This is a genomic window from Salicola sp. Rm-C-2C1-2 (genome assembly GCF_040196175.1).
Taxonomy (GTDB): Bacteria; Pseudomonadota; Gammaproteobacteria; order Pseudomonadales; family Oleiphilaceae; genus Halospina.
In genome coordinates this window covers 184185-196924 of the sequence record NZ_JBEFNF010000002.1, presented here as the reverse complement: position 1 = coordinate 196924, position 12740 = coordinate 184185, and the positions used below count along the sequence as shown (strand labels likewise).

At 61.8% G+C, this 12740-nt stretch carries 10 protein-coding genes and 1 CRISPR repeat array (1 of these 11 only partly in view); of the genes, 1 reads left to right on the top strand and 9 read right to left on the bottom strand.

Features of this window, described 5'->3' with window-relative positions; all coding sequences use genetic code 11:
• Nucleotides 1-3024: a CRISPR direct-repeat array (repeat unit 32 nt; unit sequence GTCGCGCCCCGTGCGGGCGCGTGGATAGAAAC) (it extends 798 nt beyond the left edge of the window).
• Nucleotides 3025-3256: 232 nt separating this feature from the next.
• Nucleotides 3257-3418 (top strand): hypothetical protein, encoded by a 162-nt coding sequence (locus AAF659_RS06685; protein WP_349750944.1) that lies wholly within the window; start codon nucleotides 3257-3259, stop codon nucleotides 3416-3418.
• A 126-nt stretch (nucleotides 3419-3544) separates the two neighbouring features.
• Here AAF659_RS06685 and AAF659_RS06680 read toward each other — a convergent pair whose 3' ends face one another.
• From AAF659_RS06680 to AAF659_RS06640, 9 genes are all read right to left on the bottom strand, one after another.
• Nucleotides 3545-4630: an ABC transporter substrate-binding protein gene (locus AAF659_RS06680; protein ID WP_349750943.1), complete on the bottom strand. Its 1086-nt coding sequence runs from the start codon at nucleotides 4628-4630 to the stop codon at nucleotides 3545-3547.
• 194 nt (nucleotides 4631-4824) lie between these two features.
• On the bottom strand, nucleotides 4825-5625 hold the full coding sequence (locus AAF659_RS06675; protein WP_349751032.1) for a thiazole synthase: 801 nt from the start codon (nucleotides 5623-5625) through the stop codon (nucleotides 4825-4827).
• A 28-nt stretch (nucleotides 5626-5653) separates the two neighbouring features.
• Nucleotides 5654-5854, bottom strand: a complete 201-nt coding sequence (gene thiS / locus AAF659_RS06670; protein ID WP_349750942.1) for a sulfur carrier protein ThiS — start codon at nucleotides 5852-5854, stop codon at nucleotides 5654-5656.
• A 72-nt stretch (nucleotides 5855-5926) separates the two neighbouring features.
• A complete protein-coding gene (locus tag AAF659_RS06665) occupies nucleotides 5927-6334 on the bottom strand; it encodes a DUF423 domain-containing protein (RefSeq protein WP_349750941.1) in 408 nt (135 codons plus the stop codon).
• A complete protein-coding gene (locus tag AAF659_RS06660) occupies nucleotides 6315-7121 on the bottom strand; it encodes a symmetrical bis(5'-nucleosyl)-tetraphosphatase (protein WP_349750940.1) in 807 nt (268 codons plus the stop codon). The genes AAF659_RS06665 and AAF659_RS06660 overlap by 20 nt, the downstream gene beginning before the upstream one ends.
• A complete protein-coding gene (rsmA, locus tag AAF659_RS06655) occupies nucleotides 7118-7930 on the bottom strand; it encodes a 16S rRNA (adenine(1518)-N(6)/adenine(1519)-N(6))-dimethyltransferase RsmA (protein ID WP_349750939.1) in 813 nt (270 codons plus the stop codon). The genes AAF659_RS06660 and rsmA overlap by 4 nt, the downstream gene beginning before the upstream one ends.
• Nucleotides 7927-8934: a 4-hydroxythreonine-4-phosphate dehydrogenase PdxA gene (gene pdxA, locus AAF659_RS06650; protein WP_349750938.1), complete on the bottom strand. Its 1008-nt coding sequence runs from the start codon at nucleotides 8932-8934 to the stop codon at nucleotides 7927-7929. The genes rsmA and pdxA overlap by 4 nt, the downstream gene beginning before the upstream one ends.
• Nucleotides 8931-10244 (bottom strand): peptidylprolyl isomerase, encoded by a 1314-nt coding sequence (locus AAF659_RS06645; protein WP_349750937.1) that lies wholly within the window; start codon nucleotides 10242-10244, stop codon nucleotides 8931-8933. The genes pdxA and AAF659_RS06645 overlap by 4 nt, the downstream gene beginning before the upstream one ends.
• A gap of 22 nt (nucleotides 10245-10266) precedes the next feature.
• The gene (locus AAF659_RS06640) at nucleotides 10267-12663 is read right to left on the bottom strand and encodes an LPS-assembly protein LptD (protein WP_349750936.1); all 2397 of its coding nucleotides are present in this window, start codon (nucleotides 12661-12663) and stop codon (nucleotides 10267-10269) included.
• Nucleotides 12664-12740: the final 77 nt, after the last annotated feature.

The window sequence follows — 12740 nt, the reverse complement described above, 5'->3', positions numbered from 1 at the left end:
CTGTCGCGCCCCGTGCGGGCGCGTGGATAGAAACGGGTCGGTAACGCCACGATTGATGACCAGACGGTCGTCGCGCCCCGTGCGGGCGCGTGGATAGAAACCGTCATGGCGCCAATAATCGGGGCCTGTCCCGGTCGTCGCGCCCCGTGCGGGCGCGTGGATAGAAACCGAACCGGAACATGAACCGGAGCCAACGGCAGAAAGTCGCGCCCCGTGCGGGCGCGTGGATAGAAACCATCCGTGACTATGACGAGCAAAAGCTGGTCGATGTCGCGCCCCGTGCGGGCGCGTGGATAGAAACACGCAATTGGCTTATAAAGCGTGGAAAAAATCATGGTCGCGCCCCGTGCGGGCGCGTGGATAGAAACAAAAAAATCGCCCGGCACCAGTATCTCAGTTCCCGTCGCGCCCCGTGCGGGCGCGTGGATAGAAACTGTTGCTCATCCGCGAGTTGGCGCTGGAGGTCTGGTCGCGCCCCGTGCGGGCGCGTGGATAGAAACAGGGCAGTTCAGGCGATGTGAACGCCCTATACCAGGTCGCGCCCCGTGCGGGCGCGTGGATAGAAACACCAGGAGCCGACCCACTCCGCCAATTCCTTCACGTCGCGCCCCGTGCGGGCGCGTGGATAGAAACAAGACCACGCAGAAGTTCGACGGCACCAATGGGGTCGCGCCCCGTGCGGGCGCGTGGATAGAAACACGTCATCCGGCCAATACAGCATGGTTGAGCAGATGTCGCGCCCCGTGCGGGCGCGTGGATAGAAACTGCCGCCAGCTCAATGGCGTGAACACTCAGAAGGTGGTCGCGCCCCGTGCGGGCGCGTGGATAGAAACTTCTGAGGAAGAGGCTATTGGTAGTGCATTTGATGTCGCGCCCCGTGCGGGCGCGTGGATAGAAACATACCACGTTTGGCCTTTTTGAGGTCTGTTTCATGTCGCGCCCCGTGCGGGCGCGTGGATAGAAACGCCAACACGCTGGCTTGGCGCTAAATTACTCATGTCGCGCCCCGTGCGGGCGCGTGGATAGAAACTGGCCTCCGCTGGCGACGGCACGCTGGCTACCGCGTCGCGCCCCGTGCGGGCGCGTGGATAGAAACCTGACGAAGTCGATCAGACCGACCTTGAGCGACTGTCGCGCCCCGTGCGGGCGCGTGGATAGAAACCCTCTCTGGCTGGGGGTGATCCCGGTGCTGTTGCGTCGCGCCCCGTGCGGGCGCGTGGATAGAAACAGAGCGCATACACTGAGGCCGCGGGTAGGTTTTCGTCGCGCCCCGTGCGGGCGCGTGGATAGAAACTTCCGGGGAGAACTCGACTGTTTCGTCAGGTACGTCGCGCCCCGTGCGGGCGCGTGGATAGAAACAGGAGGCCATCACCTCGCTGCTTGCGCTGATGATGCGTCGCGCCCCGTGCGGGCGCGTGGATAGAAACAGCCGATAATCAGATTAGCTCAGACTTTGCAATCGGTCGCGCCCCGTGCGGGCGCGTGGATAGAAACATGAAGCACGACAACAAGAAACCAGGAATAGCGGTCGCGCCCCGTGCGGGCGCGTGGATAGAAACCAATAAGGCTGAAGCGGGGGCGCCCGAATGTGGTGTCGCGCCCCGTGCGGGCGCGTGGATAGAAACGACTCTAATAGCTCGGGATATTATCCAGAGATAACCGTCGCGCCCCGTGCGGGCGCGTGGATAGAAACTGGAAAAGTCTTTTGAGTTCGCTTGGACCAACTCGTCGCGCCCCGTGCGGGCGCGTGGATAGAAACAGTAACGCTCACGTTTTCAGGGGCAGAGACGCCAGTCGCGCCCCGTGCGGGCGCGTGGATAGAAACATGACGATGTGCGGGAAGTAAAAACATACCCACGGGTCGCGCCCCGTGCGGGCGCGTGGATAGAAACAGGTTATCAGATATTCAGTTTTTCTAAATTGCAAGTCGCGCCCCGTGCGGGCGCGTGGATAGAAACAGGTGGTGATGATGGCGGCTCTGATGGCGGCTCTGGTCGCGCCCCGTGCGGGCGCGTGGATAGAAACCTGGGTGGATTGGTGATTATCCGGCAGATTCGTGAGTCGCGCCCCGTGCGGGCGCGTGGATAGAAACCGATGCAAAAGCGTGTCCCCGATACTTGTTCCCAGTCGCGCCCCGTGCGGGCGCGTGGATAGAAACGACACCAGCACCAGCCCATTGATCGAGGCGTACATGTCGCGCCCCGTGCGGGCGCGTGGATAGAAACCACAGATAGATGCTGCCCAGCGCATCGCCCCTGTCGGTCGCGCCCCGTGCGGGCGCGTGGATAGAAACTACCTAGATGCGTTTCCGAGAGTGATTCGCATCCGTCGCGCCCCGTGCGGGCGCGTGGATAGAAACAATAAGGCTGCCGTATCGGGCGGCGGGTTTGCGGGTCGCGCCCCGTGCGGGCGCGTGGATAGAAACAATGCGGGCGGGGCGGTAGTTAACCCGGATCAGGAGGTCGCGCCCCGTGCGGGCGCGTGGATAGAAACTGGTGCGGCTTGTCCTGATCCTCAGATTATAGATGTCGCGCCCCGTGCGGGCGCGTGGATAGAAACGTGACCTCACCGTAAACCCCAGACGCCACCTCCTTGTCGCGCCCCGTGCGGGCGCGTGGATAGAAACTTTGAACTGAACGGCGAACTGAAGCAAGTCACAAAGTCGCGCCCCGTGCGGGCGCGTGGATAGAAACATGCGCCGGGTGCGGTTACGCATAGTCAATAGTGTCGCGCCCCGTGCGGGCGCGTGGATAGAAACGACGCTGGCCTTTTGCTGGACAATATCAACGATCGTCGCGCCCCGTGCGGGCGCGTGGATAGAAACGGCCAATGAGTCTAAATCAGGCTGCGTCATAACGTCGCGCCCCGTGCGGGCGCGTGGATAGAAACTCTAGCGGGGAGCGCGTCTATATTGATGCAGAGTGTGTCGCGCCCCGTGCGGGCGCGTGGATAGAAACAAGTGGTAATCATAATGGTCGTTAAGTTCTCAGATGTCGCGCCCCACGCGGGCGCGTGGGTAGAAACCAGATCTCGTGGGCTGACAAGTTCCAGGCCCCAGGTTGCCCCACGCGGGCACGCGCCTAACATCCCAATGAGGAGATTACATTTTAGTCGCCGCCGTCATGACTGGTAGTGGCCAATTCAAATGATCGCCAATCCTAGCTCCGTCAATCTGCCGGCCAAAGACACAATGCTGGCCGGCACGGAGAACAAAGATGGCCAGGCAATGAACAGCGATCGGAAGAGGCCTTTCGTTATGACATCGACCAACGCACACAAGGCGAAACAGGATACCTCCGGAAAGCACCGGCGGTTGACGCAATACGAGATCGAATCACTGCAGCAAGAAATGCGGCACGCTAGCGATTGGATGAAAAAGGCACTGGTCAAGCGTCGTGAGACCAACAAGAAGACCTGAGCCCTTGTCGGAATGGACGCAACGCCGCCGCCGAAAAGGTCGCTCAAGAGGATATCCAGCTACCCAGCGGCCAATTGCCCTTTGGCAATGGCCGCTGCGAGTTCACTTAGCGGCTACTTGGATGGTTTACTCCATCGCCCGATCCGAGATGATCTTCATCACGTTGTTGGCCTTACTGTCATAGGGAGGCCAGAACATGGCCGAGTCAAAGAAGTTCGGGTTGTCCTCGATCAGCGGGTTGGAATCCACCTTGCTTGAGGCGGCGACCATACCCAGTCCTTCAACCACCCGCTCCTGGACTTTCTTGCCAATGAAGTAGTTGGCAAATATTTCCGCCGCTTCCAGTTTCCGGCCGGAAAGCTCTGAACTGAAGTTGATCGTGTCCAGCCACACTGTATTCCCTTCCTCAAAGGGGACCAGCTCCCAGTTGCCGCCCTCGGCATTGTGCGCTGATACGCCCGGGCCGTAGGAGGCAACCAGGAGGAGATCGTCGCTGAATACCGGCCCATCGGACCAGAGATTGCCAACCTGGTCGTACAGGGCATTCACCTTGCGCTGCAGCGCTGTATCAGCCTTGGAGTATTTGCCCAGTCCGGCACGGTCCCCTGCCAGCTCGTTGATGTAGAACGGCTCTTTCCCCTGGGCCATCAACGCCAGGGCAATGTTGGGCTGGATCTGGCCCTTCGTGAGCGAGAGTTTACCTTCCCAGCGATCGTTCCAGAGGTCGTTCACCGACTGTGGCAGCTCATCCTTGGAGAGCTTGTCCATGTTGGCCCAGATGCCGTAGGCGCCCCCGCCCCAGGGAATGTAGAGGGGCTCACCATTATCCATGCCCATTGAAATCTGGGTCAGGTCGTCGTTCAAAGCGTCGTAATTGGTGAGTCGTGGGGAATCCGTGTTAATGGGCTGCAACAGCGACTGGATCTTGCCCCCCTGCATCTTGATGTAGTTGAGGGTGAGAAAGCTGATGTCCACGTTGCCGCTGCGCATCACGTCGAACATCTGGGACGGGCCCTCCGCCCACGGCTCAATAACCTGCACCCGGTAGTCGTACCCCTTGCGCTCAAGCAGCTTGTTAACGGCTTCAACCTCCTCAGGCAGCACATAGCCTTCCCAGGTGAATACGTTGAGGGTCTTGCCGGTCTGCGCTGTTGCCATCCCGCCCGAAAGGATCAGGACGCCGAACAGAAGCCCGCTTAGCATTGTTTTCATGTGGTCCTCCACGATCACGGCTTTGACTGAGCAGGAGGCTCTATGGACTGCGCCTCCCCTCTATTTGGATAGCAGAGGCACAGGCTTTCGCCCACAATTTATACAAATCGACCCTGTGGCCGGGTGGGGCGCAGGGTCGGTCAAAGCGCGGTCGGGGCCTGTCACGCGGGGCTGGGGTTCTTACGCCCCAGCGGTCACTGGAAGAAGGTGCCGTCAAGCGGCGATGAGGCGCTCGCGTAGGCTTTTTTGGGCATACGGCCGGCGAGGTAGGCGTCACGACCGGCTTCAATGGCCTTGCCCATGGCCCTGGCCATGCGGACCGGCTCCCTGGCCTCGGCGATGGCGGTGTTCATTAGTACGCCATCACAGCCCAGCTCCATTGCCACGCTGGCGTCCGACGCCGTGCCCACGCCTGCATCCACCAACACCGGAACACTGGCGTTCTCAACAATGGTGCGGATGTTGTAGCGGTTCTGGATGCCCAGACCGGAGCCAATGGGGGCGCCCAGCGGCATGACGGCCACACACCCCATGCGCTCCAGCCTGAGCGCGATCAGCGGGTCGTCATTGGTGTAGACCATAACCCGGAATCCGTCGTCGATCAGCTGTTCCGCCGCCTTCAGGGTCTCGGTCACGTCCGGGTAAAGAGTCTTCTCATCGCCCAGAACCTCCAGCTTGACCAGGTTGTGGCCGTCCAGCAGCTCGCGCGCCAGCTTGCAGGTGCGCACGGCATCCCGGGCGTTGTAGCACCCGGCGGTATTGGGCAGAAGGGTGTACTGCTCCGGCGAGACGATGTCCAGAAGGCTGGGTTCGTCCGGGTTCTGGCCCAGGTTGGTGCGCCGCACCGCCATGGTCACCATCTCAGCTCCGCTGGTCTCGATGGCCTCACGGGCTTGCTCCCAGCTGGCGTATTTGCCTGTTCCCACCAGCAGGCGGGAATGATAGGTGGTGCCATCAATGGTGAGGGGCGTGTCCTGGGGGTTCTCGTTGGTCATCATGTCTCTCGTTTCAGGGGGTTCTGGCTCAGCCACCACCAATCGCGTGCACAACCTCCACCCGATCACCGGGTGACAGTTGATGGGAATCATGCTCACTACGGGGCACGATCTCCTCATTCACCTCTACGGCAATCCGCCGCCCGGTTAGCTCCAGCTGATCCACCAGCGCCTGGATGCTTGCGCCGTCGCTGACTTCGGTATTCTCGCCATTCAGTTCGATCTTCATTTTAAAACCCGATCCAGCTGGAGTGCATGGTGATGGGTACCCACTCAAGATTGAGGCTTCCGCTTCTGAGCTTCAAGCCCCCAGCCGCAGCCCCGCCATCACGAGACACAACCATCCCACCAGAAACGCCACACCCCCAATCGGCGTGATCGCCCCCAGAACCCGGATCCCGCTCAGCACCAGGGCATAAAGGCTGCCGCTGAACAGCAGCACCCCCACCAGGAAGGCCCAGGCCGCCGGCACCAGCCAGGACGCATCCGGCCGGATCATGCCGATCAGCGCCACTCCCAGTAACGCCACCGCATGGAACATCTGATACTGCACTGCTGTCTGGAACACGCTCATATAATGCTCGGAAAGCTTGCCCTCAAGCGCATGGGCACCAAAGGCCCCCGCTGCAACGGCCACGCCACCGACAACCGCGGCCAGTGCCAACCAGGTGCCAGCGGGGAAGCCGGCTTCAGTCGCAGGGTTCAGCACGGGTCATCTCCCTGGTATCAAGGTTCATTGCCGTGAGCTGGCCGTTGTAGACGCAGCCCGTATCCAGAGCATGGACACCGGGTGTGTCCGTGCGGCCCTCAAGAGCCGCCCAGTGCCCAAAGATCAGTTCCGTGGCATCCGGTCGTGGGTGCTGGAACCAGGGCGCAAAGCCTGCCGGTGCCGCGCCAGCGCCTTCTTTAGTCGCCAGATCCAGAGTGCCGTCCGCGGCCAGAAAACGCATACGGGTCAGGTAATTGGTGATAATCCGCCAGCGCTCCATGCCCTCAAGAGCCGCATCCCAGCGCTCCGGCTGATTGCCGTACATCGCCTGGAAATACCCTGACGCCTCACGGCTCTGGAGCACCGCCTCCAGTTCCCGGCTGTAGGCAACCGCCTCCTGTGCTGTCCACAGATGGGGAATTCCTGCATGAACCATCAGCAGACCGCGCGCCTCATTGGGGATCGCAAAATTCTGCTGCAGCAGCCAGTCGATCAACGCATTGCGGTCAGGCGCTTCCAGGATCGCCTGCAGGGTATCCTTCGGCCTCAGCTCATGCCCGCCGAGCGCCACCGCCAGAAAGTGCATGTCATGGTTGCCCAGGGTCACCAGGGCATTATCGCCAAGGTCGCGCACCAGACGCAGGGAATCCAGGGATTTGGGACCCCGGTTGATGATGTCGCCCACAAACCAGAGCCGATCCCGGTCCGGGCTGAAGCCGATGCGGTCCATCAGGGCGCGCAGACTGTCATGGCAGCCGTGAATGTCGCCGATGGCGTACTCGCTCATGCCGTACTCCCGTTGGATTGCTGTGCGTACAGATCATTGGCCAGCATCACATAATCCGCCAATGTCAGATTCTCGGGTCGCAGTTTCGGATCCACTCCCAGCCGCGGCCAGTCCGCATCCCCGAACAGCGGTGCCAGCGCCTTGCGCAGGGTCTTGCGCCGGGCGTTGAATGCCGTGCGCACCACCTTCGCCAGAAGTTCCCTGTCCTGTACTGGATTGCTGATGGTCTCGTGGGGGATGAGCCGAACAATGGCCGAGTCCACCTTGGGCGCCGGCTTGAATGCGCCGGAGCCCACCGTGAACAGCGGCTGCACCCGGCACTGGTACTGCGTCATGATCGCCAGCCGGCCCCACTGGCTCTCACCCGGCGCTGCGGCCATACGTTCCACAACCTCCTTCTGGAGCATGAAATGCATGTCATGCACTACATCCCCGAACTCCAGAAGGTGGAAGATCAGCGGTGTGGCGATGTTGTAGGGCAGGTTGCCCACCGCCCGGATCGGCCCCTTGCCGGCGATGGCGCGAAAATCAAAGCGCAGTGCATCGCCCTCGTGGATGGTCAGCTCTGGGTAACGGAAAAACTGGGCCCGCAGCCCCGGAATCAGATCCCGGTCCAGTTCAATCATCTGAAGTGACGGGCAGGCCTGGAGCAGTGGTTCACTGAGTGCCCCCATACCAGGGCCGATCTCCACCAGATTGTCCTCGGGGGACGGGTCGATAGCCGCCACGATGCGGTCGATCACACCGCCATCGTGCAGGAAGTTCTGACCAAAGCGCTTACGCGCCTGATGCCCTGCTGGCCGGCTCATGCGCGCTCCTTCCGTGCGCGTTCGCGCTGGCGCACCATGTGGCCCGCGGTCTGGATGGCTTCATGCAGACTGCCCGAGTCCGCCTGCCCGGTGGCCGCCAGGTCCAGCGCGGTGCCGTGATCCACCGACGTGCGGATGATCGGCAGCCCGAGGGTGATGTTCACGGCCCGGCCAAAGCCTTTGTGCTTAAGCACCGGCAGACCCTGGTCGTGGTACATGGCAAGAACGGCATCCGCTTCTTCGAGATTGTAAGGCGTAAACAGCGTATCCGCGGGCAACGGGCCGGTGAGGTTCATGCCCTCGTTGTTGAGTCGCTCCAACAGGGGCTCGATCACATCCAGCTCCTCCCGGCCAAGATGACCGTTCTCACCGGCATGCGGGTTCAGCCCCGCAACCAGAATGCGGGGCTGGTTGATGGCGAAGTGCTTGCGAAGGTCTTCATTCAGGATCTCGAGCGCCCGGCCAACACGGGTACTGGTGATGGCATCCGCGACCTCGCGCAGCGGCAGATGGGTCGTCGCCAACGCCACGCGCAGCCCTTCAGTGGCCAGCATCATCACCACACCGCTGGCCCCGGTTTTTTCCTGTAGGAACTCGGTATGCCCACTGAAGCGGATACCGGCCTCGTTGATCACGCCTTTATGCACGGGGGCAGTAACCATGGCATCAACAATGCTGAGCTGGCAGGCTTCCACCGCCGCCTCCAGGGTGCGCAGCACATAGCTGGCGTTGTCAGGGTTGAGCTGCCCGGCCAGGGTCGTTGCGGCGCGAGCAACAGACCATACCGGTAGCACACCAGCCTGGGTCGGGATCGCCTGATCCGGCTCCCAGGGTTCAATACGGACATCCATTTCCAGAGCCCGGGCCCGCTCGCGCATGAGGTCGGCGTCCGCCACTACCACCAGCTCGTCATCCCTGGCTCGCTGCGCCAGGCTCAGGCACAGATCCGGCCCGATGCCGGCCGGCTCACCGGCCGTGACGGCCAGACGCGCCGGCCGGCTCATGAGCTGCCCTCGTCGGTTTTGATGTTCACGTACGCTTCCTCGCGGATCTGGCTCAGCCAGTTCTGCAGCTCCAGTTCGTACTGGCGTTTCTGCAGCGCCTGCCGGGCTTCGTTACGCCGGATCCGGTCACTCTGCTCCGCCACGCGCTTATCCTTGACCTTCAGGATGTGCCAGCCAAAGCGCGAGCGGAACGCAGCGCTGGTGTTGCCCACCTGGGTGTTCATCATGGTGTCCTCAAAAGCCGGTACCATCTCCCCAGGGCCGACCCAGCCCAGCTCACCGCCTTCCGAAACCGTGCCGGGATCGTCCGAATACTCTCTGGCCAGTGCTGCGAAATCAGCACCGTTTTGCAGCTGTTGCTGAATATCCCGGATCATCGACTCCGCTTCGGAGTCGGAACGGTCCCGGGTGTTGATCAGGATATGGCTGACCTTGCGCTGCTCAACTTCGTTGCTGTCCTGGCCGCGCCGGTCCAGTGGTGTCACCACGTGGAAGCCGCTGCTGCTCTGCAGCACGCGGGAAGGCTCACCCACATCCAGCCGCGGAATCTCGCTGGCGACCAGCGAAGGCAGCTCCTGACCGGAGCGCCACCCCAGCTCGCCGCCTTCCAGGGCATTGCGCCCATCGGATTCAGCAACAGCCAGTTCACGGAAATCCGCGCCATTCTGGAGCTTATCCTGAATGGATTCTGCTTTGTTGCGGGCTGCCTGGACCTTTTCCTCGTTATTGAAGTTATTCACCTGAATCAGGATATGCCCGAGCAGGTGCTCAATCCCCGAGCGTTCACGGGCCTGTGAAGAACTGAGAAAGTTCTCCACTTCTCTTTCCGTGACACGCACACGCCGGCCAACACTCTGCTGCTGAACCCGGCTGACCAGCATCTCGCGGCGGATCTGTTCACGTGCCTGCTGGAAACTCAGCCCCTCGCTGGCAAGCGCCTGCTCGAAACCGTCCAGACTATCAAAACCGTTGTTCCGGGCCACATTGCGCATGGCATCGTTGAGCTCGGAGTCACCAATGCGCATGCCCATCTGGCGCGCCCGCTGGATCTGGATCTGCTCCAGGATGAGCTGATCCAACACACGCTCGCGCAGCACGGATTCCGGCGGCAGCCGCGTGCCCTGGGCGTTCATGCGTGAGCGGATCTGCTGGATGCGTGCCTGGAGCTCGGATTGGAGGACAACACCCTCATCCACCACGGCCACGACGCGGTCCAGAGGCTGGCGGTCGGCGCCTCCCGCGAACAGAGGCAGGCAGGCCAGTAAGACCAGGGCCAGCAGGCTGGAAAAACGCTGTCGTTTCGGAATCATGCTTACCTCAATCTGAATGGTTTCAGGGCCACCGCTGCTGCGCCGGCCGCCGCAGCTGTTCAGGGGTCGGGCGTTTGCGGATGGCAGTACGCTGATCAAAGCCCGGAATAGCATCGCGCGCCGTTTCACCGGCATCGCCACTGCCGCCGAGCCCGAGCAGCTGGATCTGGAACAGGAACCGGGTGTCCAGCCCCTCGTCCCGGGTCCGATAGCGCTGGGCCACAAGCTGCAGGTTCCAGCAACAGCTGCTGTATTCAAGGCCCAGCAGAGTGCCTGCTGTTTCCCTATTTTCCATATCGTACGGCCAGCGGCCAATCACGCTGGTCTGCTCGCCCAGCGCCACCACAGCGCTCACATCCGACTGTTCAAGGTCGGTGGCCCCATCGTAGGTGTGGCCGGCGTTGAACAGATAGCGGTAGTCACTGGTGTGGAAGCGGAACTGGCTGCGCCCCTGGACGGTCTCACGTTCATCCGCGTCCCACTGGCCGGTGACCCGCAGATCCATGGTCTCCGCCGGGCGCAGCACAAGCTCGCCCGCGTAGGGCGAGGTGCGATCCGCCTCCGCGCCTCTGCCCTTGACGGTCACCTTTTCGTTCTCGAACCGGTGGATCTGACCCAGACTCAACCGGGCTCGCTCAATACCAGCATCCACATCATACACTCGTGACGTAAGGGCCGTCGTGAGGCGGTTGTTGTCGCCCACACGATCCCCGCCCACAAAACGGTCACGGGCGAAGAGTTGGTTGAAATTGAAGGAATTGAGCCGGGTGTCGAAAACGGGAATGTCCCCCTGTTCACGCTCCGGCGAGTAGACGTAATACAGCCGCGGTTCCAGAGTCTGGCTGTAGAAGCTGTCGCCCAGATCAAAGAAACGGTCGAAATACAGCCCCGCATCCACATCCGCAAAGGGCACGCTGCGACTGAAGCGCTCATCCTTGTCGATATCATCCAGCTGATACTGGGTATGATCGAGCATCATCGACGTACTCACAAAGCCTGGCAGCCCCCGCAGTTCCCAGCCCACCTCAGGGCGCGTGCGCAGCCGGTGGCCAACGGCCGCTGCATCCCCCTGGAGATCCTCATTCTCACGCCAGAAATAGTTGTATTCAGTCTCCTGGGTGGCATACCAGTTACCGCTGCTGGTATTCAGATCAAGCTGCAAGCGCGGCAGCTGATTATAGGGACGGCTCCTTTCCGGTATGGCGGGATCGATGGTCTGGTAGCCACGCAGTGCTGCGGAGAAGCTGAGGCCGGGCTCACTGTAGCGGATGCGGCCATTGCGGCTGAGATGAGTATTCTGCTGGATGTCCAGGGTCCGGTTGAGATCGTTGCCGTAGTCATCATCGGAAACCGCCGCGTACGCCAGGTCGCCGCGCCAACCGCCGCCGAAGTCGGCATCGCTGGTGACGTCCAGGCCCCAGCGTTTACCATCCATTCTGGGGTTTTCCGATTCGTACTCCGAATCCTCATCAATGAAGCCCAGCTGCACATCCGTCTGCCCAAAGCGGCTCAGGTAGCGGGTCTCCAGCTCAGAGAAGTAACCCCGCCCATGGATGTACTGGGGCGTATAGGTGGCATCGTAATGGGGCGCCAGATTGAGGTAGTAGGGCGTGGCTACAAAAAGCCCACTGCCGGTATTGGACGTACCAAAAGACGGATAAAGAAAGCCCGACTTGCGTCGGTCATCAATGGGGAAGCTGAGCCAGGGGATGTACATCACCGGCACATCCTTCACTCGCAGCCGCACATGACTGGCGGTTCCGAAGCCGCTGGCTTGGTCCAGGTCCACCGCACTCGCCGCCAGTGACCAGTCATTGCGGCCCGGCTGGCAGGTGGTCATGACCGCCTGATCAATGCGCATGGCTTCTTCCCCCGTGCGCTCGACACGGCCGGCGCTGCCACGCATATGGGCATCATGGAGCAGGAAGTGCGCCGTCTTGAGGGTCAGGCTTCCGGTCTCGTCGCTGGCTTCGGCCTCCTTACCGGTCAGCAGCACCCCGTTGGCACGACTGACCACCCCGCCACTGAGGTTGAGTGTGCCGCTGTTCTGGTCATACCGGGCATGATCGCTGCGCGCCCGCAGCTCACCCTGGCGCACCCGTACGTCCCCGCTCAGATCCAGCGTTTCATCCACCCGGTAACGGGCATCACGACTGGTTATGTGAACCGGGCTCCGCTCGCCTTCCGAGGCGGCGTCACCGGCCTTACTGGGTTCGAGCGCCGGAGGCCGATAGGCGCCACCACAGTACGCCGGCACCTTCTGCTGGAGTTCCGGGGGCAGCTGACCCCATTCCACCCAATCAATAGCGGCGGCAGACGGGGACTCCTGAGCCTGCACAGGCATGCACGCCAGGGTGATGCTGGCAGCCAGCACCCGGAATCGACCGGCGCGGTTGTACCTCCACCTCTTTATTGCCACTCACCCTCTCCGGAGCGTTCGCCAGCATGCGGCTGAAACAAGCACACAGTCTACATGCGCCACCGCAGCATGTTAAC

What these genes read in the sequence shown, in the direction of transcription:
- AAF659_RS06685 (WP_349750944.1), top strand. Translation starts at nt 3,257, where the DNA reads ATGACATCGACCAACGCACACAAGGCGAAACAGGATACCTCCGGAAAG.
- AAF659_RS06680 (WP_349750943.1), bottom strand. Translation starts at nt 4,630, where the DNA reads ATGAAAACAATGCTAAGCGGGCTTCTGTTCGGCGTCCTGATCCTTTCG.
- AAF659_RS06675 (WP_349751032.1), bottom strand. Translation starts at nt 5,625, where the DNA reads ATGACCAACGAGAACCCCCAGGACACGCCCCTCACCATTGATGGCACC.
- thiS (WP_349750942.1), bottom strand. Translation starts at nt 5,854, where the DNA reads ATGAAGATCGAACTGAATGGCGAGAATACCGAAGTCAGCGACGGCGCA.
- AAF659_RS06660 (WP_349750940.1), bottom strand. Translation starts at nt 7,121, where the DNA reads ATGAGCGAGTACGCCATCGGCGACATTCACGGCTGCCATGACAGTCTG.
- rsmA (WP_349750939.1), bottom strand. Translation starts at nt 7,930, where the DNA reads ATGAGCCGGCCAGCAGGGCATCAGGCGCGTAAGCGCTTTGGTCAGAAC.
- pdxA (WP_349750938.1), bottom strand. Translation starts at nt 8,934, where the DNA reads ATGAGCCGGCCGGCGCGTCTGGCCGTCACGGCCGGTGAGCCGGCCGGC.
- AAF659_RS06645 (WP_349750937.1), bottom strand. Translation starts at nt 10,244, where the DNA reads ATGATTCCGAAACGACAGCGTTTTTCCAGCCTGCTGGCCCTGGTCTTA.